This window comes from Micromonospora sp. ALFpr18c (assembly GCF_008868155.1).
Lineage (GTDB): Bacteria > Actinomycetota > Actinomycetes > Mycobacteriales > Micromonosporaceae > Micromonospora.
Map to the genome: position 1 here is coordinate 1 of NZ_WBKR01000108.1, position 21,751 is coordinate 21,751.

Annotated in this window: 17 protein-coding genes; 6 read left to right on the forward strand and 11 right to left on the reverse strand. The window is 72.7% G+C overall.

Annotated features, from left to right (window positions below; genetic code table 11):
- Positions 1 to 49: 49 nt before the first annotated feature.
- The gene (locus tag F8271_RS19135) at positions 50 to 577 is read right to left on the reverse strand and encodes an MBL fold metallo-hydrolase (protein WP_151491132.1); all 528 of its coding nucleotides are present in this window, start codon (positions 575 to 577) and stop codon (positions 50 to 52) included.
- Between the two features lie 137 nt (positions 578 to 714).
- Here F8271_RS19135 and F8271_RS19140 point away from each other — a divergent pair, with 137 nt between their 5' ends.
- Entirely contained in the window at positions 715 to 1,929 is a 1,215-nt protein-coding gene (locus tag F8271_RS19140) for an NADP-dependent isocitrate dehydrogenase (RefSeq protein WP_151491133.1), read from the forward strand.
- A gap of 278 nt (positions 1,930 to 2,207) precedes the next feature.
- Here the strand turns inward: F8271_RS19140 and galT are convergent, their stop codons facing one another.
- The 4 genes from galT to F8271_RS19160 all read right to left on the reverse strand — a co-directional run bounded on the left by galT (position 2,208) and on the right by F8271_RS19160 (position 7,378).
- Positions 2,208 to 3,281 carry a galactose-1-phosphate uridylyltransferase gene (galT, locus tag F8271_RS19145; RefSeq protein WP_151491134.1) on the reverse strand — a complete coding sequence of 358 codons (1,074 nt, stop codon included), beginning with the start codon at positions 3,279 to 3,281 and terminating at the stop codon, positions 2,208 to 2,210.
- Positions 3,278 to 4,102, reverse strand: a complete 825-nt coding sequence (locus F8271_RS19150; RefSeq protein ID WP_151491147.1) for a DeoR/GlpR family DNA-binding transcription regulator — start codon at positions 4,100 to 4,102, stop codon at positions 3,278 to 3,280. The genes galT and F8271_RS19150 overlap by 4 nt, the downstream gene beginning before the upstream one ends.
- A gap of 116 nt (positions 4,103 to 4,218) precedes the next feature.
- Complete coding sequence (gene cysC, locus F8271_RS19155) at positions 4,219 to 5,748, reverse strand: adenylyl-sulfate kinase (protein WP_151491135.1); 1,530 nt, start codon at positions 5,746 to 5,748, stop codon at positions 4,219 to 4,221.
- 88 nt (positions 5,749 to 5,836) lie between these two features.
- The gene (locus tag F8271_RS19160; RefSeq protein ID WP_151491148.1) at positions 5,837 to 7,378 is read right to left on the reverse strand and encodes a glycosyltransferase; all 1,542 of its coding nucleotides are present in this window, start codon (positions 7,376 to 7,378) and stop codon (positions 5,837 to 5,839) included.
- 231 nt (positions 7,379 to 7,609) lie between these two features.
- Between F8271_RS19160 and F8271_RS19165 the strand changes: the two genes are divergently transcribed.
- The 5 genes from F8271_RS19165 (at position 7,610) to F8271_RS19185 (ending at position 11,783) form a co-directional block, all read left to right on the forward strand.
- Positions 7,610 to 8,524: an ABC transporter ATP-binding protein gene (locus tag F8271_RS19165; RefSeq protein WP_151491136.1), complete on the forward strand. Its 915-nt coding sequence runs from the start codon at positions 7,610 to 7,612 to the stop codon at positions 8,522 to 8,524.
- Entirely contained in the window at positions 8,517 to 9,425 is a 909-nt protein-coding gene (locus tag F8271_RS19170) for an ABC transporter permease (protein WP_151491137.1), read from the forward strand. Before F8271_RS19165 ends, F8271_RS19170 begins: the two co-directional genes overlap by 8 nt.
- Positions 9,422 to 10,333 carry an ABC transporter ATP-binding protein gene (locus F8271_RS19175; RefSeq protein ID WP_151491138.1) on the forward strand — a complete coding sequence of 304 codons (912 nt, stop codon included), beginning with the start codon at positions 9,422 to 9,424 and terminating at the stop codon, positions 10,331 to 10,333. The genes F8271_RS19170 and F8271_RS19175 overlap by 4 nt, the downstream gene beginning before the upstream one ends.
- Positions 10,334 to 10,337: 4 nt before the next feature.
- A complete protein-coding gene (locus F8271_RS19180; RefSeq protein WP_151491139.1) occupies positions 10,338 to 11,048 on the forward strand; it encodes an ABC transporter permease subunit in 711 nt (236 codons plus the stop codon).
- 90 nt (positions 11,049 to 11,138) lie between these two features.
- On the forward strand, positions 11,139 to 11,783 hold the full coding sequence (locus F8271_RS19185) for a hypothetical protein (protein ID WP_151491140.1): 645 nt from the start codon (positions 11,139 to 11,141) through the stop codon (positions 11,781 to 11,783).
- 48 nt (positions 11,784 to 11,831) lie between these two features.
- Here the strand turns inward: F8271_RS19185 and valS are convergent, their stop codons facing one another.
- From valS to F8271_RS34000, 6 genes are all read right to left on the reverse strand, one after another.
- Positions 11,832 to 14,396 (reverse strand): valine--tRNA ligase, encoded by a 2,565-nt coding sequence (gene valS / locus F8271_RS19190; RefSeq protein WP_151491141.1) that lies wholly within the window; start codon positions 14,394 to 14,396, stop codon positions 11,832 to 11,834.
- Between the two features lie 55 nt (positions 14,397 to 14,451).
- A complete protein-coding gene (locus tag F8271_RS19195) occupies positions 14,452 to 16,332 on the reverse strand; it encodes an ABC transporter ATP-binding protein (protein ID WP_151491142.1) in 1,881 nt (626 codons plus the stop codon).
- The gene (locus F8271_RS19200) at positions 16,329 to 18,167 is read right to left on the reverse strand and encodes an ABC transporter ATP-binding protein (RefSeq protein WP_151491143.1); all 1,839 of its coding nucleotides are present in this window, start codon (positions 18,165 to 18,167) and stop codon (positions 16,329 to 16,331) included. The genes F8271_RS19195 and F8271_RS19200 overlap by 4 nt, the downstream gene beginning before the upstream one ends.
- Positions 18,168 to 18,204: 37 nt before the next feature.
- Positions 18,205 to 18,714, reverse strand: a complete 510-nt coding sequence (locus tag F8271_RS19205) for a methylated-DNA--[protein]-cysteine S-methyltransferase (protein ID WP_151491144.1) — start codon at positions 18,712 to 18,714, stop codon at positions 18,205 to 18,207.
- On the reverse strand, positions 18,711 to 20,189 hold the full coding sequence (locus tag F8271_RS19210; RefSeq protein ID WP_151491145.1) for a DNA-3-methyladenine glycosylase 2 family protein: 1,479 nt from the start codon (positions 20,187 to 20,189) through the stop codon (positions 18,711 to 18,713). The genes F8271_RS19205 and F8271_RS19210 overlap by 4 nt, the downstream gene beginning before the upstream one ends.
- 92 nt (positions 20,190 to 20,281) lie before the next feature.
- A partial coding sequence (locus tag F8271_RS34000; protein WP_305069491.1) for an FAD-binding oxidoreductase occupies positions 20,282 to 21,751 on the reverse strand: 1,470 nt, incomplete at its 5' end.

Below are 21,751 nucleotides of genomic sequence, written 5' to 3' on the forward strand. Positions count from 1 at the left end.
ATGAGGTTAGCGGGGGTGATGGGGATCAACGCCTTCGTCAACCTCATGATCAACTGGCCTTCAGGGCGGTGAACGGGTCGCACAGGTGGGGGGTGGCCAGGACGGTCGGGGAGTGGGTGCGCAGGGCGGTCAGCCGGGAGGTGCGGGCCTGTTCCCGGTCCTCCTCATGGGCGTACGCCAGGTCCGGGTCGACGAGTTGCACCATGTGCACCAGCAGGTCGCCGGTGAGCAGCATCCGGTCGTCGACCGAGGTCACGAGCACCGACTGGTGGCCGGGCGTGTGGCCGGGGGTGGGCAGCAGTCGTACCGCCGGGGTCAGGGTTGTCGCACCGTCGACCACCCGGAGCTCGGCGTCGATCAGGGTGACCGGCCCGTCGCCGGAGCGGATCGCGAAGCTGCGGAACGTCAGCCACCACTGCCCGTCGGCGGTCACCGAGGCCGGGTCGCGCCGGTCGGCCTCCGCCCACTGGGCCGCCGTGGCGTGCGGGAACGCCTGCGTCCGGGGCTGGAAGAAGGCACCCTCGGAGTCGGTGAGGGCAGTGACCGTGATAGACCCGAGGGTGCGGCTCACTGGCATCGGGCGATGATGCCAAGCATTTCCGCGCTGCGCAGCCCGGTTTCCGCCGGCCGGTCGAGGCCGGCTGGGGGCTGCCGGCCCAATTGCAGTACGCTCGTACTGCTTGAGCACGTGTCCCCCGAGAGGAGCGCCGGCCGATGGCGAAGATCAAGGTAAACAACCCGGTCGTGGAGCTCGACGGCGACGAGATGACCCGGATCATCTGGAAGCAGATCCGGGAGCAGCTGATCCTGCCCTACCTCGACGTCGACCTGCACTACTACGACCTGTCGATCCAGCACCGCGACGAGACCGACGACCAGGTCACCGTTGACGCCGCCAACGCCATCAAGGAGCACGGCGTCGGCGTCAAGTGCGCGACCATCACCCCGGACGAGGCCCGGGTGGAGGAGTTCGGCCTGAAGAAGATGTGGCGGTCGCCCAACGGCACCATCCGCAACATCCTCGGTGGCGTGGTCTTCCGCGAGCCGATCATCATGTCCAACGTGCCGCGGCTGGTCCCCGGCTGGACCAAGCCGATCATCATCGGCCGGCACGCCCACGGTGACCAGTACAAGGCCACCGACTTCGTCGTCCCCGGCCCGGGCACGGTGACCATCACCTACACCCCGGCCGACGGCGGCGCGCCGATGGAGATGGAGGTCGCCAACTTCCCCGGCGGCGGCATCGCCATGGGCATGTACAACTACGACGAGTCGATCCGGGACTTCGCCCGGGCGTCGTTCCGGTACGGGCTGGACCGCAACTACCCGGTCTACCTGTCCACCAAGAACACCATCCTCAAGGCGTACGACGGCCGGTTCAAGGACATCTTCGCCGAGGTGTTCGAGACCGAGTTCAAGGACGAGTTCGCCGCCGCCGGCATCACCTACGAGCACCGGCTCATCGACGACATGGTCGCCGCCGCGCTCAAGTGGGAGGGCGGCTACGTCTGGGCCTGCAAGAACTACGACGGTGACGTGCAGTCCGACACCGTCGCGCAGGGCTTCGGCTCGCTGGGTCTGATGACCTCCGTCCTGCTCTCCCCGGACGGCCGTACCGTCGAGGCGGAGGCCGCGCACGGCACGGTCACCCGGCACTACCGGCAGTACCAGAAGGGCGAGAAGACCTCGACCAACCCCATCGCGTCGATCTACGCCTGGACCCGGGGCCTGGCCCACCGGGGCAAGCTGGACGGCACGCCGGCGGTCACCGAGTTCGCCAACACCCTGGAGCAGGTCATCGTCGACACCGTCGAGGGCGGCCAGATGACCAAGGACCTCGCGCTGCTCATCTCGCGCGACGCCCCGTGGCTGACCACCGACGAGTTCATGAACGCGCTCGACGAGAACCTGGCCCGCAAGCTCGCCTGAGCCGGCAGATACCACAGCACCGGAGCCCGTCGGCAGGTGTCGGCGGGCTCCGGCGTGTCCAGTGCTCGACACACGGCCTCGGCGTCACCGCGCCCGGCGCGCCTCGTTGACCAGGGTGGACGAGATGCCAGTCGCGTCCAGGAAGGTTGACTTCGGTCGCCTCGCGGCAACGCCTGCCGATCAGCCAGCCTTCCCGGCTGTGTCGTGCACAGCCAGCCGTCCCTTCCCTGCGGGGGGCCCTGTCCCGGGCCCCCCGCGCCCTGTTTCCCGCCGGGGGGTCAGGCGGCGCGCAGCAATTCGGCGGCCCGCTCCGGCGAGATGTCGTTGATGAAGACACCCATCCCGGACTCGGAGCCCGCCAGGTACTTCAGCTTGTCCGTGGCCCGCCGGATGCTGAACAGCTGCAGGTGCAGGTGGCCCAACTCGCGGTCGACCCGCACCGGCGCCTGGTGCCACGCCGAGATGTACGGCATCGGCATGTCGAACAGCCCGTCGAAGCGGCGCAGCAGATCCAGGTAGAGCGGCCCGAAGGCGTCCCGCTCGCTGTCGCTGAGCGCCGGGATGTCCGGCACCACCCGGCGTGGCGCCACGTGCACCTCGAACGGCCAGCGGGCCGCCGCCGGGACGAACGCCGTCCAGTGCTCGTTCTCGGTGACCACCCGGTCGCCGGAGGCGCGTTCGGCGGCCAGCACGTCCGCGTACAGGTTGCCGCCGGTCCGCTCGGCGTGCCGGCGGGCCGCGGCCAGCAGCGCCCGGGTGCGCGGCGTCACGAAGGGGTACGCGTAGATCTGCCCGTGCGGGTGGTGCAGCGTGACACCGATCTCCACGCCCCGGTTCTCGAAGCAGAACACCTGCTCCACACCCGGCAGCTCGCCGAGCACCTCGGTCCGGTCGGCGAGCGCGTCCAGCACGGTGCGGACCCGGCTCGGGGGGAGGCTGGCGAACGAGGCGTTGTGGTCCGAGGTGAAGCAGACCACCTCGCACCTGCCCAGGCCGGGGCGGACCGGTGTGAACGGCGTGATCTCCCCGGGTTCGTCGGCCACCCGTCCACTCAGCGACGGGAACCGGTTCTCGAAGACGACCACGTCGTAGTCGGGGGCCGGGATCTCGGTCAGCCGGTCACCGACGGACGGGTCGAGCGGGCACTCGTTCGCCGGCGGGAGGAAGGTGCGGGTCTGCCGGTGCACGGCCACCGCCACCCATTCGTCGGTCAGCGGGTCGTAGCGCAGTTGGGAGGCGGGCGGCGGCGGCGGCAGGTCGCGGCGGTCCGGCTGGTCGCGTACGGCGTCGTCGCGCTCGTCGAAGTAGATCAGCTCCCGGCCGTCGGCCAGGTCGATCGCGGTGCGCTTCACGGCGCCGTCCCCTCACTCGTCGGCGTGCGCGTCGCGCGGCCTGCCCCCGTCGCCTTCACGATGATCAGTTCACCCACCTGTTCGTCGAGTACCCGTCGCGCGGGCGGAGGCAACGCCTCGTCGCTGACCAGTACGTGTGCCGCCGCCAGCGCGACGATCGAGGAGATGCCCACGGTGCCCCACTTGGTGTGGTCGGCGAGCACCACCAGCCGGTCGGCCGCCGCCACCAACGCCCGGTCGGTCTCCGCCTCCATGAGGTTGGGGGTGGTGAAGCCGGCCCGTTCGGTGATGCCGTGCACGCCCAGGAAGAGCAGATCCAGGTGCAGCGTCCGGATGGCGTCGACCGCGAGGGGGCCGACCAACGCGTCCGACGGTGTGCGTACGCCGCCGGTGAGCACGACCGTCTGGTCCGGTCGACCGCCGGCGTGCAGGATCTCGGTCACCGGCAGGGAGTTCGTCACCACGGTCAGGCCGGGCACGTCCACCAGCCTCCGGGCCAGTTCGGCGGTGGTGGTGCCGGCGGACAGCGCGACCGCCGCGCCGGGCCGGACGAGCTGTGCCGCCCGGTCGGCGATGGCCGCCTTCTCCGCCAGTTGGCGGACCGACTTGGCGTGGAAGCCGGGCTCGTCGGTCGAACTCGGGCCGGCCGTCGTGGCGCCGCCGTGCACCTTGGCCAGCAGGCCGCGCTCGTGCAGCGCCTCCAGATCGCGCCGGATCGTCATGTCGGAGACGCCGAACTCGGTGGCCAGGTCGGTCACCCGGACACCGCCGGCGGACCGGACCCGCTCCAGGATGGCCGTCTGCCGCTGCTGAGCGAGCATCTGCCGTGCCTCCCCGGGGTCCACACGTACTCTCACGCGGTCGAACGTGTTCCAACAAAGATGAACACTAGCGCGTGGCGGGTACCGGCGGAAGAAAAGGGGGGTGCGACGACGCCTCAGCTGGAGGGGATCTTCAATTCGACCCAGCCGGTCTCGGTCAGGTGGCTCAGCACCGCCTCCACCGCCTCCGGCACGCTCACATCGGTGGTGTCCAGCACCAGATCGGCGTCCGTCGGCACCTCGTACGGGTCGTCGATACCGGTCATCCCGGTGAGCAGGCCGGCGCGGGCCCGCGCGTACAGGCCCTTACGGTCCCGCTGCTCGCACACCTCCAGCGGGGTGGAGACATGCACCAGCACGAAGCCCGCCCCGGCGGCCAGGGCCATCTCCCGGGCGGTGGCGCGGGCCGCCGCGTACGGGGCGATGGGGCAGCACACGGCGACTCCCCGGTGTCGGGCGATCTCGGCGGCCACCCAGCCGATCCGGCGGACGTTGAGATCCCGGTCGGCCTTGCTGTAGCCCAGCCCGGCGGAGAGCTCCCGGCGCACCACGTCCCCGTCGAGCAGGGTCACCGTCCGCTCGCCGCTCTCCCGCAACGCGTCCGTCAGCCCCCGGGCCATGGTCGACTTGCCGGAGCCGGAGAGCCCGGTCAGGAAGACCACCAGCCCGCGATGCCGGCGTGCCGGACGGGCCTTGGCCAACTCCTTCGCCACCGCCGGCGGGGTGTGCCACTCCGGCAGCGGGAAACCCCGGTCGAGCAGATCGTCGATCTCATCCTGGGTCAGCGCGAGGCGACGGTTGCGCGGCGGGATGTCCTCCCGCCACCGCCACTGCCCGTCCCGGTTGTCGTACGCCAGCTCGCGCGGCACCAGCACCCGCAGCCCGGCACCGGAGAGCATCTCACCGGTGGAGAGCAGGTGGGTGACCCCGTACGCGGCGGAGACCCGGGCGCGCAGCAGCGCGTCGCTGATCTCCTCCCGCCGGTGCGACAACGGCACCGCGACCAGGGTGGCGGGCGGCATCCGGTCCCGGGCGGCGAAGATCGTGCGGACCAGTGCCTCCGGGGTGAGCCCACCGACTCCGCCCTCACCGACCGGGATCATCACCAGCAGGTGCGCGGCCAGGGTACGGGCGGCGTGGGCGATCTGGGCGAGCTGCGGCCGGTGCAGGGGCCGGTCGGCGATCACGCCGAGCACCCGGCCCGGGGGCAGCAGCGCGCGCACCTCCTCCGGGCTGCGGCGCAACCGATGGAACGGGCCGTGGCCGCCGTCGCCCAGCCGCCGGACCTGGCCACCGACGCCGGCCACGCCGTCGCGCACCGGCCAGACGTCCGACACGTCCAGGCCGGCGACGGGCGCGCCCTCGCCGTCGGTCAGCACCAGCGCCCGGCGGGCCGGGTCGCGGGGATCGAAGCCCTGGGCCAGCGCGGTCGGCACCTGGAGGGTCACCGCGACCTGCCACGGAGTGCCGTCGGCCAACCGGCCACGGCGGCTGACCGAGACCAGGTCGGCGCGGGTCATGAAACCGGTCAGCGGGGCGTACGCGCCGGTCAGCAGCAGCTCAAGATCCGCCAGCTCACCGGGACGCGGCGTGTACGCCGGCGCGCCCCGGAGCACCTCGTCGGGCAGCACCCAGCCGTTGCTCATCCACACCCCCCACTCGCTGACCGGCACACAGTTTCGCAGCCGACGGCCAATCGGTCGAGGGCGCCACTCCACGACCCGGGCGGGCGGATCAGCCGCGGATCCTTCGGCCCACCGCCGAGCGCACCCGGTTCCACACCCGCTCGTCGCGGATCCGGTTCCACACCCTCCGCTCGTCGCGGATCCGGGGCCGCGCGCCGTCGGCCCGGCAGATGAACACCAGCGGCAGCCGCGCGTCCTCGGTCCAGCCGGCGTTGGTGATCCGGGCCTTGAGGAGCCAACTGCCCCGGGTCCGGCCACCGTTGAGGGCACCGAAGTCGATCGTGGTGGTGGCCCGGTGCACCAGGTGGACGGTGTCCGCTCCGGACGGCGCGGCGACCCGCTCCGTCCGGTAGGTCACCGGCAGGAAGATCTCGTCACCGGTCTCCCGCCGACGGGCGACCACATCCAACCGGGCCTTGCGGACCTGCGCGGTGGAGTCGAGCACCTCAGGGGTGATCTCCTCGATCGGAAGCACCAACACGTCCCGGCCCTCGTCGGAGCGGAAACTAACCGGCTGGTCCGCCGAGCGCAACTCGGCGGCGACCGTCATCGTGACGGCCCGGTCGGCGTGCTGGATTTCGTCGATCGCGCCGTGCGCGGCGATACCCGCCTCCCAGCGGGCCAGCCGACGCAGGTCCGCGATCCGGCCCCGCTCGGCCAGGTACGCCACAGCCCGCAGCAGGGGCGGCAGACCGGCCGCGACGCCCGGCGCGAACCGGTCCTGGATGACCTTCTGGGTCTCCAGCGCGATCTGCTCCAGCCAGTCCTCCGGAGCGGACAGCAGCCGCCTGCCGCGCAGCCGGTTGAGCATCTCGTTGCGCAGCCACCGCCGGTGCAGCCGGTCGCGCAGCGGACCCGGCTCGGTGTTGGCGTCGACGATGTCCAGGGCGTCCCGCACGCTCTCGAAGTAGCTCGACGGGTCCAGCCGGGCGGCGGTGACGTTGCGCGCGTCGGCGCGCTGCGCGTGGTGGTAGCAGGTGTAGTCGGACAACACGCAGGTGCGGCGGGACAGGAAGCAGGCCCGCACCACCACCGAGTGGTCCTCCAGGCGCCGCTTGCCGCCCTCCGGGAACCGCAGGCCGTGCTCGTTGAGGAACGCCCGGCGGAACAGCTTGTGGCAGGTGAGGCTGTCGATCAGCGGGGAGTTCTCCAGGGTGGCGTCGAAGCGGTTCTTGCGGAACAGCTCCCGCGGCACGGCGCGCCCGTGCCCGGCCATCTTTCCGACCACCACGTCCGCGTCGTACGTCTTCGCGCAGTCGTAGAGCCGCTCCAGCGCCTGGTCGGCGAACCAGTCGTCGTCGTCGGCGAAGAAGACGTACTCGCCGCGGGCGTGGTCGATGCCCAGGTTGCGCGGGCGCGACGGCCATCCCGAGTTCTCGATGTGCAGCACCCTGATGTGCGGGTGCTGGGCGGCCAGCTGGTCCAACCGCGCCCCCGTGTCGTCGGTCGAACCATCGTCGACGAAGATCGCCTCGAACTCGCCGGCGGGTAACGACTGGCGCAGCAGCGAGGCGGCCAGCTTCTCGATGTGTGGGCCGCAGTTGTACGCCGGCACCACGACACTCACCTTGGGGACGCCCACCTCGACCATCACGATCCCTCCCGCGTCGGCGACCGCCGCGACACTGCCCGGTGAACGGCAAGTGAATGGTGCCACCCCGGAGGAGACTTTCCCGAAGCGGGGTCGGGCCGAACGCGGGACCGGCGAAAACGTCGCGAACGCCCGTCGGCGGACCCTAGGGGTCCTGAGCCGCAAGGATCAGGGGGGTACCGGGGGCGCGCCGGTGTCCCCGGTGGGCATCGACTCCCTACGCTGGGCAGCGTGACACTGATCGCGACCCAGTCGCTCACCAAGACGTACGGAGGTCGGGTCACCGCGCTGGCCGACCTCACCGTCGCCGTCGAGCCCGGGATCATCGGCCTGGTGGGCGCGAACGGCGCCGGAAAATCCACGCTGATCAAGATCCTGCTCGGCCTGATCGCCCCGACCGGCGGTCAGGTCTCGGTGCTCGGCATCGACCCGACCGTCGACCCCGCGGCGGTCCGCGCCCGGGTCGGCTACATGCCGGAGCACGACTGCCTCCCACCGGACCTGTCCGCCGCCGAGCTGGTCACCCACCTCGGCCGGATGAGCGGCCTGCCCCGCACCGCGGCCCGCGAACGTGCCTCGGAGGCGCTGCGCCACGTCGGGCTGTACGAGGAGCGTTACCGTCCGGTCGGCGGCTACTCCACCGGCATGAAGCAGCGCGTGAAGCTGGCCCAGGCGCTGGTGCACGACCCCGACCTGCTGCTGCTCGACGAGCCGACCAACGGTCTGGACCCGGCCGGCCGGGACGCCATGCTGGCGTTGGTGCACCGGATCGGCACCGAGTTCGGCATCTCCGTGCTGGTCTGTTCGCACCTGCTCGGGGAGGTGGAGCGGATCTGCGACACGCTCGTCGCCATCGACGGCGGCCGGCTGCTGCGCGCCGACCGTATCGACGCGATGACGACGGCCACCGACGTGCTCGCCGTGGAGGTCAGTGAGGGCACCGAAGAGCTGGCCGCCCGGCTGGCCGCGCTCGACCTGCCGGTGGCCCGCGACGGCCGGCTGCTTCTCGTACCACTCGCCGACGACGGCACCTACGACCTGATCCTCGGTGCGGTCGCCGACCTGGACCTGCCGCTGCACCGACTGGACCAGCGTCGGCACCGGGTGGCCGAACTCTTCGCCACGAGGGAGCTCACCCATGCCTGAGCCGTCCACCGCCGCCGTGCGCTCCGCGCCGAGCGGCGTCATCCACGACATCGGCTACCAGCGCTACGAGGGCCCGAGGCTGGGCCGGCGGCACGTGTTCGGCGCGCTCTACCTGCACGGGCTGCGGACCGCGTTCGGTTTCGGGCGCAGCGTCAAGGCCAAGATCTTCCCGTGGCTGGTGGTCGGGATCGTCACCCTGGTCGCGGTGGCCCTGGCCGCGATCCGCAGCCAGATCGGCGAGCCGGTCGCCACGTACGCCCAGTTCGCCGACTCGATGAGCTGGCTGGTCATCTTCTTCGTCGCGGTGGCCGCACCCGAGCTGGTCTCGCGGGACCTGCGCAGCGGTGTCCTGCCGCTGTACTTCTCCCGACCCCTGCCGCGTGGCGACTACGCGCTGGCGAAGCTGCTGGCGCTGGTGACCGCGCTCTGGCTGCTGCTCGGCGGCCCGCAGTTGGTGATGTTCCTGGGCGCCGCGTTCACCACCAAGGACGGCATCCGTGGGGTCTGGAACGAGCTGCTCGACCTGCTGCCCGGGTTGCTCTACGCCGGGCTGTGGGCGGTGGTCTTCGCCTCGGTCGGGCTGCTGGTCGCGTCGCTGACCGGCAAGCGTGCCTTCGCCGCCGGTGGCGTGGTCGCGGTCTTCCTGATGACCACCCCGATCGTGGGCACGTTGAGCATCCTGCCGTCGCGTACCGCCAACGAGCTGGCCGGGCTCGCCTCGCCCCCCACCCTGGTGCGGGGGACGGGCATCTGGGCGCTCGGTGATCTGCTCGTCGAACGGGACCAGGCTGGCCTGTCCATCGGCGGGTTCGGCCCGGTCTACGCCCTGGCCGCGGTGCTGCTGGTCGCCGGCGCGACCGCCCTCCTGCTGGCCCGCTACCGGAAGGTCGCCTCCTCATGAGCACGCTGAGCCTGACCGGGGTGTCCCGGTGGTACGGCAACGTGGTCGCGGTCAACGACATCAGCATGGCCCTGGGGCCGGGCGTGACGGGCCTGCTCGGCCCGAACGGTGCCGGCAAGACCACGCTGCTGCACATGATGGCCGGGTTCCTCGCCCCGTCGCGCGGCACGGTGACCCTCGACGACGAGCCGACCTGGCGTAACCCGGACGTCTACCGGCGGTTGGGGCTGGTCAGTGAACGGGAGGCGGTGCAGAGCTTCCTCACCGCGTACGAGTTCGTGCTGGCCTCCGCGAAGCTGCACCGGCTGGCCGACCCCGCGGCGGCGGCCCGGCGCGCGATCGACCTGGTGGAGCTGGAGTCGGCGCAGGACCGCCGCATCGGCACGTACTCCAAGGGCATGCGGCAACGGGCCCGGGTGGCCGCCGCGATGGTGCACGACCCGCAGGTGCTGCTGCTCGACGAGCCGTTCAACGGGATGGACCCGCGGCAGCGGCTGCACATGATGGACCTGCTGCACACCCTGGGTGACGCCGGCCGGACGATCCTGTTCAGCTCGCACATCCTGGAGGAGGTCGAGCAGATCTCCGGGACTGTCCAGGTGATGGTGGCGGGCCGGCTGGCGGCCTCCGGCGACTTCCGGACCATCCGCCGGTTGATGACCAACCGGCCGCACGTCTTCGCGGTGCGCTCCACCGACGACCGGGCGCTGGCCGTCGCGCTGATCGCCGAGCCGTCGGTGAGTGGTGTCGAGTTGGACCGCACCGGCCTGACCGTGCGTGCCGGCGACTACGGCGCCTTCACCCGGGCGCTGCCCCGGATCGCCCTGAACCGGGGCATCCGGGTGCGTCAGCTGGTGCCGTCCGACGAGTCCCTGGAGAGCGTCTTCTCCTACCTGGTGGAGGCCTGAGAACATGTCGACCATTACCTGGATCACCGCGCGTGGGCTCTTCGGCCGGCGCCGGTTCCTGCTGCTGCTTCCGCTGCCGCTGGTGCTGCTCGGGTTGGCGGTGCTCTGCCGGTCCCTGGACGTGGACCCGGGCGAGTGGGGGCCACCGGTGCTGGTCGGCCTCGGCCTGGCCGTGGTGCTGCCGGTCGTAGCGTTGATCATCGGCACGGGTGTGCTGGGCGCCGAGATCGACGACGGCACGGTGGTGCACATCCTCACCAAGCCGCTGCCGCGCTGGCAGATCGTGCTGCCCAAGCTCGCGGTCGCCGCCGGGGTCTCCGCGGCCACCGTCGCGGTGCCGATCTACGTCGCGGGTGTGCTGGCCGATTCGGTACGCCTCGGGCTGGCGCTCGCGGTGGCGTCGGCGCTCGGCGCGCTGGCGTACTCGGCGCTGTTCCTCGCCCTCAGCCTCGTCACCCGGCGACCGGTCCTGCTCGGCCTGGTCTACGTGCTGATCTGGGAGGGCCTGCTGGGCAACTTCGTCAGCGGCACGAAGGTGCTCTCCATCCAGCAGTACGTGATCGCCCTCGCCGACCGGCTCGCCCCCACCGGGCTGCTGGAGACCAGCGTGTCGGTGCCGGTGGCGGCGGTGATGACCGCGCTGGTCAGCGTCGGCTTCACCGTCCTGGCCGTCGACCGCCTGCGCTCGTTCAGCGTGGCCGGCGAGACGAGCTGACGGTGCGCCGTGCTGTTCCGGCCAGCCACCGCCCGGCGGTAGTGCTGGCCGGATGGACGGCCGGGGGCGCGACGGGCCACGCTGGTGGGCGTGAGCGTCGAAGCGGAGCGGATGTCGTTGTCTGACCCGTACTCCCGGAGCAGCCGGCCCTGGCTGACCAGCCTGGCGGTCGCCGGGCTGGCCTGCGCCACGGTCGCGACGGCCGCCCAGGGCAGCGGACGGTTCCACTGGTGGGCCGGTTTCATCCTGATCCCGGCCGCGTTGATCGCCGCCAGCGGCGGGCCGCTGCTGGCCCGGGGTGGTGGCCGGGCCTTCGCCGGGTACGTCATCGCCTGCGTCGGCACCCTGGTGTTCGCGGTGGGCGCGCTGCTGATGTTCGGTGTGATGGGTCGGGGGTGGCCGCTGCTGGTGGTGCTGCCCTGCCTCGCGGTCGCCGGCACCTACCAGTGGCGGGCCGCCCACCCGCTGGCCCGCGGCCTGCACCGGGCGGTGGCTCTGCTCGCGCTCACCGGCGCGTTGCTCGGGCTGACGCTGCAACTGATCCGGGTGGAGCTGATCCACCTGGAGACCGGCTGGTGGGGTGCGTTCCTCATGCTGGCCGGGGCGATAGTGCTGGGCAACGCGGTTGAGCTGACCCGGCACCGGATGCCGTACCGGCTCCAGGCGATCACGTTGCTGGTCGGGCCGGCCGTCGCCTCGATCCTGCTCGGCCTGCGCTTCCTGCGCGGCTGGTGACGACCCGTCCGCCGCCGCCCCCGGGGGGTGGGCGGCGGCGGACGCGGGTCAGAAGGCGCAGGCGATGACGAGTTCCGGGGTCCGGTCCGGGAGCAGGTCGAGTTTGCCGATCCGGCCCGCCGCACGCACGTCGTCGGCGACCAGGGTGAGCTGTTCCAGCAGCGCCGCCGGGCCGAGCGCCTCGGCCAGCGGCACCTCGGCCTTCATCGACAGCTTCCGCTCCGACTTGGCCCTCCGCACCTGGCCCAACGCGTCACCGGCGAGCCGCAGCAGCGCGGGGTCTCCGGTGCCCTCGATCGTCCGGGCCACCTCGTACGTGGTGGGCCACGGCGCCCGGTGCACCGAGCCGTACCGCCACCAGGACCAGACCTCCTCGGTGACGTACGGCAGCACCGGTGCGAACAGCCGCAACTGCACCGACAGCGCGGAGGCCAGTGCCGCCCGCGCCGAGTCGGCCGCCGCCCCGGTGCCGTAGGCGCGATCCTTGACCAGCTCGATGTAGTCGTCGCAGAACCGCCAGAAGAACGCCTCGGTCACCTGCAACGCGGTCGTGTGGTCGTACGCGTCGAAGGCGGTGCTCGCCGTGGCGACCACGGTGGTCAGCTCGGCGAGCATGGCCCGGTCCAGGGGGGTCGTCGCGGGGGCGCGCAGTGCGTCCGCCGCGCCCAGCCCGAGCGCGAACTTGGACGCGTTGAGCAGCTTGGTGGCCAGCCGACGGCCGACCTTGATCTGCGCCGGGTCGAACGCCAGGTCCGTGCCGGGCTTGCCACTGGCCGCCCAGTAGCGCACCGCGTCCGAGCCGTGCTGCTCCAGCAGCGCGAGCGGGGTCACCACGTTCCCCTTGGACTTGGCCATCTTTTTCCGGTCCGGGTCGAGGATCCAACCGGACAGCACGGTGTCCCGCCAGGGCAGCACGCCGTGCTCGAAGTGCGACCGGACCACGGTGTCGAACAGCCAGGTCCGGATGATCTCCTGCCCCTGCGGGCGGAGGTCCATCGGGAAGACCCGCGCGAACAGGTCCGGGTCGGTCTCCCAACCGCCGACGATCTGCGGGGTCAGCGACGACGTGGCCCAGGTGTCCAGCACGTCCGGGTCGCCGATGAAGCCACCCGGCCGGCCGCGCTGGGACTCGTCGAACCCGGGCGCCGGGTCACTGGACGGATCGACCGGCAGCGCGGACTCGTCCGGCGTGAGAGGGTGGGACCAGTCCGGCTCGCCAGCGCTGTCGAGCCGGTACCACACCGGCACCGGCACCCCGAAGAAGCGCTGGCGACTGACCAGCCAGTCCCCGGTCAGGCCACCCACCCAGTTGTCGTAGCGGTGTTTCATGTGCGCCGGTACCCAACGCAGCTCCTCGCCCCGGGCCAGCAGCGTCGCCCGCAGCTCGGCATCCCGGCCGCCGTTGCGCAGGTACCACTGCCGGGTCGAGACGATCTCCAGTGGCCGGTCGCCGCGCTCGTAGAACTTGACCGGATGGGTGATCGGGCGCGGTTCGCCGACCAGGTCACCCGCGTCGGTGAGCATCCCGACGATCTCCCGGCGGGCGCCGTTGACGGTCTGCCCGGCCAGCGCCGCGTACGGCTGGGCCGGCACCCCGGCCGGCGGCTCGGGGAGCAGGCGGCCGTCCCGACCGATCACCACCCGGGTGTCGAGGCCGAGATCGCGCCACCACGTCACGTCGGTCAGGTCGCCGAACGTGCAGACCATCGCGATGCCGGTGCCCTTCGCCGGGTCGGCGAGCGGATGGGCGTGCACCGGCACGTCGACGGCGAACAGCGGGCTGCGCACCGTGCCGCCGACCAGGTCGGCGTACCGCTCGTCGTCCGGGTGGCAGACCAGCGCCACACAGGCCGGCAGCAGCTCCGGCCGGGTGGTGTCGATGAGCACCTCACGGCCGCCGGGCGCGGTGAACCGCAACCGGTGGTACGCGCCGGGCCGCTCCCGATCCTCCAACTCGGCCTGGGCGACCGCGGTGGCGAAGCCGACGTCCCACAACGTCGGCGCCTGGGCCTGGTACGCCTCGCCGCGCAGCAGGTTGCGCACGAACGCCCGCTGGCTGGTCGCGCGCGCCACCCGACCGATCGTCGTGTACGTCAACGACCAGTCCACCGACAGCCCGAGCCGCCGCCACAGCGCCTCGAAGACCTGCTCGTCGGCGACCGTCAGCTGCTCGCACAGCTCGATGAAGTTGCGCCGGGAGAGCGGGGTGGGGTCGCGGCGTGCCGCCTCGTCGACCGGCGTCGCGGGTGGCCGCCACACCGGGTCGTACGGCAGCGCCGGATCGCAGCGCACCCCGTACACGTTCTGCACCCGACGTTCGGTGGGCAGACCGTTGTCGTCCCAGCCCATCGGGTAGAAGACCGCCTTGCCGCGCATCCGCTGATACCGCGCCACGGTGTCGGTGTGCGTGTACGAGAACACGTGGCCCATGTGCAGCTCGCCCGATACGGTCGGCGGCGGGGTGTCGATGGCGTACACGTCACCGCGCTGCTTCGCGCGGTCGAACGCGTACGTGCCCTCCTCCTGCCAGCGGTGCGCCCAGGTGTCTTCGAGCCCGTCCAGGGTCGGACGTTCGGGGACACCGGCGCGGGCCGTCCTCGCCGTATCGGTCATCCTGCGATCGTAGGCATCACCGGAGGGCCCAGCCACGTAGTTGCGTATCGCTGGCTCAGACCAACGAGTCGCGCCACTGGCGGTGCAGGGCCGCGTACCGTCCGTCCGCCTCGGCCAGCACGGCCGGCGGGCCGTCCTCGACGATCCGTCCGCCGTCGACGACGAGCACCCGGTCGGCGGTTTCCACGGTGGAGAGTCGGTGCGCGATCACCAGGGCGGTGCGGTCGTGCAGGATGGTGCTGAGCGCCCGCTGCACCAGCCGTTCGGTCGGCACGTCCAGCGACGACGTCGCCTCGTCCAGGATCAGCACCGCCGGGTCGGCGAGGAACGCCCGCGCGAACGCGACGAGCTGCCGCTGCCCGGCGGAGAGCCGGCCGCCGCGCCGGTGCACCTGGGTGGCGTACCCGTCGGGTAGCGCGGCGATGAAGTCGTGCGCGCCGATCGCGCGGGCGGCGGCCTGCACCGCGGCGTCGTCCGCGCCGGGCCGGCCGAACCGGATGTTCTCCGCCACGGTCCCGCTGAACAGGTGGTTCTCCTGGGTCACCAGCACCACCGCGCGGCGCAGGTCGGCGTCGCCCACGTCGCGCAGGTCGACCCCGTCGAGGCGGACCGTGCCGGTGTCCGGGTCGTGGAACCGGGCGACCAGCTTGGCGATGGTCGACTTGCCGGCGCCGGTCGGCCCGATCAGGGCCACGGTCTGCCCGGCCGGCACGGTCAGTTCCAACCCGGCGAGGATCGGGGTGCCCGCGCGGTAGCCGAAGGACACCGCCCGGAAGGTCAGTTCGCCGTGACCGGGGCCGGCCGGCAGCGCCACCGGCCGGGCCGGCTCGGCGACGCTGGGCCGCTCGTCGAGCACCCCGGCGAGTTTCTCCAGGGCGGCGGTGGCCGACTGGAGCGAGTTGTAGAACTGGCTCAGCTCCTGCATCGGCTCGAAGAAGCGACGCAGATAGAGCAGGAACGCGGCGAGCACCCCGACCTCGGTCCGTCCGCCGAGCACCCGCCAGCCGCCGTAGCAGAGCACCACCGCCACGGTGACGTTGCCGATCAGCTTGATCGCGGGGGAGTAGGTGGCGATCAGGCGGAACGCGTGCAGGCTGGTCCGCCGGTACTCGTCGCCGAGGGCCACGAAGATCCGTTGGTTGCGGGGTTCCCGGCGGAACGCCTGCACGGCCCGGATGCCCCGCATCGACTCGACGAAGTGCACGATGACCAGCGCGACCGCCTCGCGGGTCCGCCGGTACGCGCCGGCCGACGCCCGGGCGAACCAGCGGGAGAGCCAGAACAGGAACGGGAACGCGAACAGCGTCACCGCGGCCAGCGGCAGGTCCAGCCAGAGCAGGATGGCGGCCACCGACAGGATCGACAGCGCGGCCAGCACCAGGCTGTCGATGCCGCCGTCGACGAGTTCCGCGATCGAGTCCAGGTCACTGGTGAGCCGGGAGACCATCCGACCGGACGTGTACCGCTCGTGGAAGCCCACCGACAGTCGCAGGAAGTGGCCGAACACCCGCTGCCGCAGGTCCAGCAGGACGGCCTGGCCGATCCGGGCGGAGAGGGTCAGGAAGCCCCGGCGGGCCGCGTACTCGGTGACGGCGGCGGAGGCGAACGCTCCCGCGACGGCGGTCAACGGGACCGGGTCGCCGGCCCGCAGCGGCGCGATGCACCGGTCGATGCCGACCATGACCAGATACGGGCCGGCCATCGCGGCGGCGTTCTGCGTCAGCAGCAGGCCGACGGCGGCGGCGAGCCGGCGTCGGTGCGGGCGGAGCAGGTCGGCCAGCAGGGTACGACTGAGTCGGCGCAGTCGTTGCACCGCCTCCGGGCTGCTGTCCTCGGCGCGGCTCCGGTCGGCCTCCGGGTCGGTGGCCGTCCCGCGCCAGCGGGTCAGCTCCGGTTCGTCCCCGGGTGGCGGGTCGGCCTGCTCGGGCACCGTCACGAGCGCACCAGCCCCCACCCGTCCGGGGTGGACGCGGCCGGCGGTGGCTCTCCGGCCGGCGGTTCGGCGGCGAGCAGTGCCCGGTACGCCGGCACGCTGGCCAGCAGCTCGGAGTGCCGGCCGATCGCGGTGATCCGCCCGTCGTCGAGCAGGGCGACCCGGTCGGCGAGGGCGATCGTCGACGGGCGGTGCACCACCAGCAGTGCGGTGCTGCCGCGCAGGACCCGCCGCAGGGCCGCCTCGACCAGCGCCTCGGTGTGCACGTCGAGGGCGGACAGCGGGTCGTCCAGCACCAGCAACGCCGGATGGCCGAGCACGGCGCGGGCCAGTGCGAGCCGCTGCCGTTGCCCGCCGGAGAGCGACAGCCCCTGCTCACCCACTCTCGTGGCCAACCCCCACGGCAGGTCGTACGCGAAATCGGCCTGCGCGAGCGCGAGCGCGGCGCGGACCTCGTCGTCGCCGGCGTCCGGGCGCCCCAGGGTGAGGTTCTCCCGGATCGACATCGAGAACAGCGTCGGCTCCTCGAACGCCATCCCGACCAGCCGGCGCAGCGAGTCCAACCGGAGGTCGCGCAGGTCGTGCCCGTCCAGGGTGATCCGGCCGCCGGTCACGTCGTTCAGGCGGGGCACCAGGGAGAGCAGGGTGCTCTTGCCGCAGCCGGTGGCACCCACCAGGGCCAGCGTCTCGCCCGGCTCGATGGTCAGGTCGACCTCGCGCAGCACCGGGGTGGCGGCGCCGGGGTAGCGGAACGCCACCCGTTCGAAGCGGAGCCGGCCGACGACCGCGTCGCGGGGCAGCACGAGCGCCTCGGGCGCGTCCACGATCTGCGGCGGGGTGTCCAGCACCTCCTGGACCCGGTCGGCGGCGGTGGCGGCCTCCTGGCCGTTGGCGATGATCCAGCCGAGCGACTGCACCGGCCAGATGAGCATCAGTTGCAGACTCACGAACGCGACCAACTCGCCGATGGTGAGTGCGCCCCGCGCGGCGGCGGCCGCCCCGGCGACCAGCACCACGCCCAGGGTCACGTTCGGCACCAGGTCGAGCAGCGCCGAGGTGTTGGCCATCAGCCGGCCCTTGCCCACGCCCGTGTCGTGCAACGTCCGGGCCCCGCCGGCGAAGCGGGCGGCCAGCTCAGGCCCCCGGCCGTACGCCTTCATGGTGCGCAACCCCTGCGCGGTCTCCTCGACCAGGGTCGCCACGTCGCCCTGCTGGTCCTGCATCCGGCGCGACGCGGCGTGGTAGTGCCGGCCGAACCGGCGGCTGATCAGCAGCAGGGGCACCGCGCTGGCCGCGACCAGCAGCCCGAGCGCCGGGTGCAGGTGCACGAGCAGCGCCACGACCACCACGTAGGTGGTGAGGTTGAGCAGCAGGAAGAACACGCCGAAGGAGAGGAACCGGCGGATCGCCGACAGGTCGCTGGTGATCCGGGAGAGCAGCTGACCGGACTGCCAGCGGTCGTGGAAGCTGGTCGGCAGCCGTTGCAGGTGGGCGTAGACGTCGGCGCGCAGTGCCGCCTCCATGCCCACCGCGGACGAGGACTGCACCCACCGGCGGATGAAGATGAGCACCGCCTCGACCACGCCGAGCAGCAGCGCCAGGCCGCCGAGCTGGACCAGCCCGCCGGGCTCGTGCCGGGCCACCGGCCCGTCCACGACCCGCTGCACCACCAGGGGTACGGCGATCCCGGCGGCCGTGCCGGCGAGCCCCGCGACGAGCAGCCAGGCGAACTCGGCGGCGAACGGGCGCAGGTAGTGGCGCAGCCGCCAGAGGTTGTGCACGGGGTGGGGGCCCGCGGCGACCCGGGCGGCCGGGTTGCCGTCGTTCTCCGCAGGCACTACCCGACGGTAGCGTCAATAGCTGTCGATGCCAGTGTCAGCTTGTTGTCAACCGCCGCTCATGACCGAGAAGCCACTTCTTCACGTCCAGCCCCCAGCGGTAGCCGCCGAGTGTGCCGTCGGTGCGCAGCACCCGGTGGCAGGGCACGAACAGTGCGGCGGCGTTGCGGGCGCAGGCGGCCGCGGCGGCCCGTACCGCCGGTGGTCGACCGGCCAGCGCCGCGTACCCGGTGTAGGTGACCGGGGTGCCCGGAGGCACGTCGCGCAGCACCTGCCAGGCGTGCGCCATGAACTCGCCGCCGGTGCGCTGCCGCACCGGGACCGCGTCGATGGCGGCGAGGTCACCGTCCAGGTAGGACCGGACGGCCGCGCTGATCGGGCCCAGGTCGTCCCGCTGACGCAGGGGCGCGCGCAGCGTGGGGTGCACCAGGGGCAGCAGCGCCGCCGGGTCGGGAGTGAAGCCGGCCGCCCGTACGTCGCCGTCCGGGCCGGCGAGGATGCTCAGTGGGCCGGCCGGGGTGCTCACCACGGTGCTGTCGATGCTCATGCCGCTCTCCAGAGTCTGATCGTGGCGTAGGACCGCCAGGGACGCCAACGCTCGGCGTACCTCTCAAGGGTTGTGGGGTTGTCGGGCAGGCCGAGCGCGGCCGCGCCGCGTCGGACCGCGAGGTCGGTGCCGAGCAGGACGTCCGGGTCGCCGAGGGCGCGCATGGCCAGATAGTTGGCGGTCCACGGACCGATACCGGGCAGCGCGAGCAGCCCGCGAACGGTCTCCTCCCGGTCCACTCCCGGCGCGAGGTCCACGGTTCCGTCGGCGACCGCCCGAGCCAGGGCCCGCAGGGTCTCCCGCCGCCCACCCGGCATCCCGAATCTCGAATCCGGAACCCCCAGCAGTTCCTCCGCGCTCAAGAACCCCCGCAGGTCCCCCCGGTGATCATGAGGTTGGCCGGGAGTTCGATCTCCATTGGCCTCGTCAACCTCATGATCAACGCGGTGGGCGGTGAGGCGGGTGAGGGTTTTCTGGGCGGAGAGCACCGAGACCTGTTGGCCGATGATGGCTCGGACGGCCATTTCGAAGCCGTCCACCGCCCGGGGGACCCGGATGCCGGGCTCGGCTGCCACCGACCGGGCCAGCGCCGGGTCCGTTGCCAGCGTGGCGTCGATGGCGGCCGGGTCCGCGTCCAGGTCGAGCAGGCGGCGGCAACGGGCCACCGCCGGCGCCAGGTCGCGCAGGTCGGTCAGGCGCAGCGTCGCCGCCACGTAGCCGTCCGCCGGGGTCAGGGCCACCTGGCCGGCACCGTGCGGCAACCGCAACCCCCGGTGGTACGTCCCGTCGCGCACCTCATCCACGCCCGGCAGCGCCCGCAGCGCCAGGAAGTCCAGCAACGCCCGGGCGTGCAGCGGCGGGCGGTACGCCAGCCGCAGCGAGATGGTCCCCGCCCCAGATGGTGCCCGCTGCCGGCCACGGGCCGTGCGCAGCTCGGACGGCGCGCTCGCGTACACCTCGCGGACCGTGTCGTTGAACTGCCGCACGCTGCCGAAACCCGCGGCGAACGCGATCTCGGCCATCCCGAGGTCGGTCGTCTCGATCAGGATCCGGGCGGTCTGGGCCCGCTGGGCCCGGGCCAGCGCGAGCGGGCCGGCACCCATCTCGGCGCGCAGCATCCGGTGCAGGTGCCGCTCGGTGTAGCCGAGCCGGGCGGCCAGCCCCGGGACGCCACCGCGGTCGACCACACCGTCGGCGATCAGCCGCATCGCCCGGCCCACCACGTCGGCGCGGACGTCCCACTCGGGCGAGCCGGGTGCGGCGTCCGGCCGGCAGCGGCGGCAGGCGCGCAGCCCGGCACCCTGCGCCGCGGCGGCGGACGGGAAGAACCGGACGTTCTGCCGCTTGGGTGTGGTGGCCGGGCAGGACGGCCGGCAGTAGATCCCGGTGGACGTCACGCCGGTGTAGAACCAGCCGTCGAACCGCTGGTCACGGCTGTCCACGGCCCGGTAGCACCGTTCGAAGTCCATCTCCACGTCACCGATGATGCCCCGTTCGGTGGGGCCTCGGCTGGCGGGATTCGGACGTGAGCGTGCGCCCATCCCGTCGCTGACCGGCCCGCCGACCGTCAGCGGCGGCGGCGGTGGGGCTGCCCGGACCGCTGCCCGGACCGCGCGGGCTGCCCGGACCGCTGCCCGGACCGCGCGGGCTGCCCGGACCGCTGGGGCTGGCCGGACCGCGCGGGCTGCCCGGACCGCTGGGACTGGCCGGTCAGCAGGGCCGAGCGGAACACGCCGTCCGGGTCGTACCGCTTCCACAGCCGGCGCACCCGGGCACCGGTCTCACCCGGGTAGATCCGGGCGAACGCGGCCGGGTTCGGTCGGCTCTCGAAGTTGACGTACGCGCCGTCGGCCCGAGCGCCGACGGTCCGCCAGGCGATGTCCAACGCCGCACCGCCCTGCGGCGGGAACGTCGACGCGATGACCAGGGTGTTCTGGTGCCGGTGCGGATAGGCGGTCGCGTCCGCGGCGACGTCGTTGACCGCGCCGCCCATCGAGCGGAGCTGGATCACCGCCCGCCCCGGGCCGGTCGCCGCCCGTGTCACGGCCCGCGCGCCCGCGTCGTCCAGGTCGCTGAACAGGCCGTTGGTGGTGGTGCCCCGCTGCTGCCCCACGTTCGGGTGCAGGTGCGCGGTCGGCACCAACGTCGGGTAGGGCAGCAGGTCGGTGCGGTGTTCGAGCACCTTGCCGATGGCCAGCAGCGGCTCCACCACGGGCCGGACCCGGCGCAGGCTCTCGGCGGCGACCACGGCGGTGATGGACATCAGCGCCGAGCGGCCCTCGGCGAACAGCACCGCGGCGGCGGACAGCTCCCGGGGGGCCTGCGCGAGGCAGCTCGCCCACTCCCGGACGGTACGGCCGTCCGCGTGCGCCTCGACGACCAACTGCGCCACGCCGACGTTGCGCTGCTCGGCGGCCTCGATCTCGAACGCCACCACGATGCCCGCCCCCGCGCCGGCGCCCCGGACCAGCCAGAACAGCTCCGGCTCGTGCTCCGCGTCGGCGCGGACCAGCGTCCCGTCGGCGAGCACCACCTCGACCGCCCGGATCCGGTCGATGGTGAGGCCGTGGGTGCGTACCAGCCAGCCGACGCCGCCGCCGGTGGCCAGACCGCCCACGCCCACGCCGCCGTAGTCGCCCGAACTGATCACCAGGCCGTACGGGGCCAGCGCCTTCGCGACGTTCGCCCACCGGGCGCCGGCCTCGACCCGGACCAGCCCGGCCCGCTCGTCGAGCACCTGCACCCGGTTGAGCATGGACAGGTCGATGACCACGCCACCGTTGTTGGAGGAGGCTCCGGAGAAGCCGTGCCCCCCGCTGCGGACCGCGATGGGCAGCCGCTGCTCCCGCGCGTAGCGGATCGCGTCGACCACCTGCGCCGTGGTCTTCGGCAGCAGGACGGCGGCCGGCGACGCCGACGTGGTGTACGTCGAGCGCAGCTGCGCGTACCGGCGGTCGCCGGGCGTGACGATCTGCCCGGTGAGTGAGCTGGGCACCCGGCCCAAGGCGTGCGTCATCATCCCCCCTCTCCTGCGCAA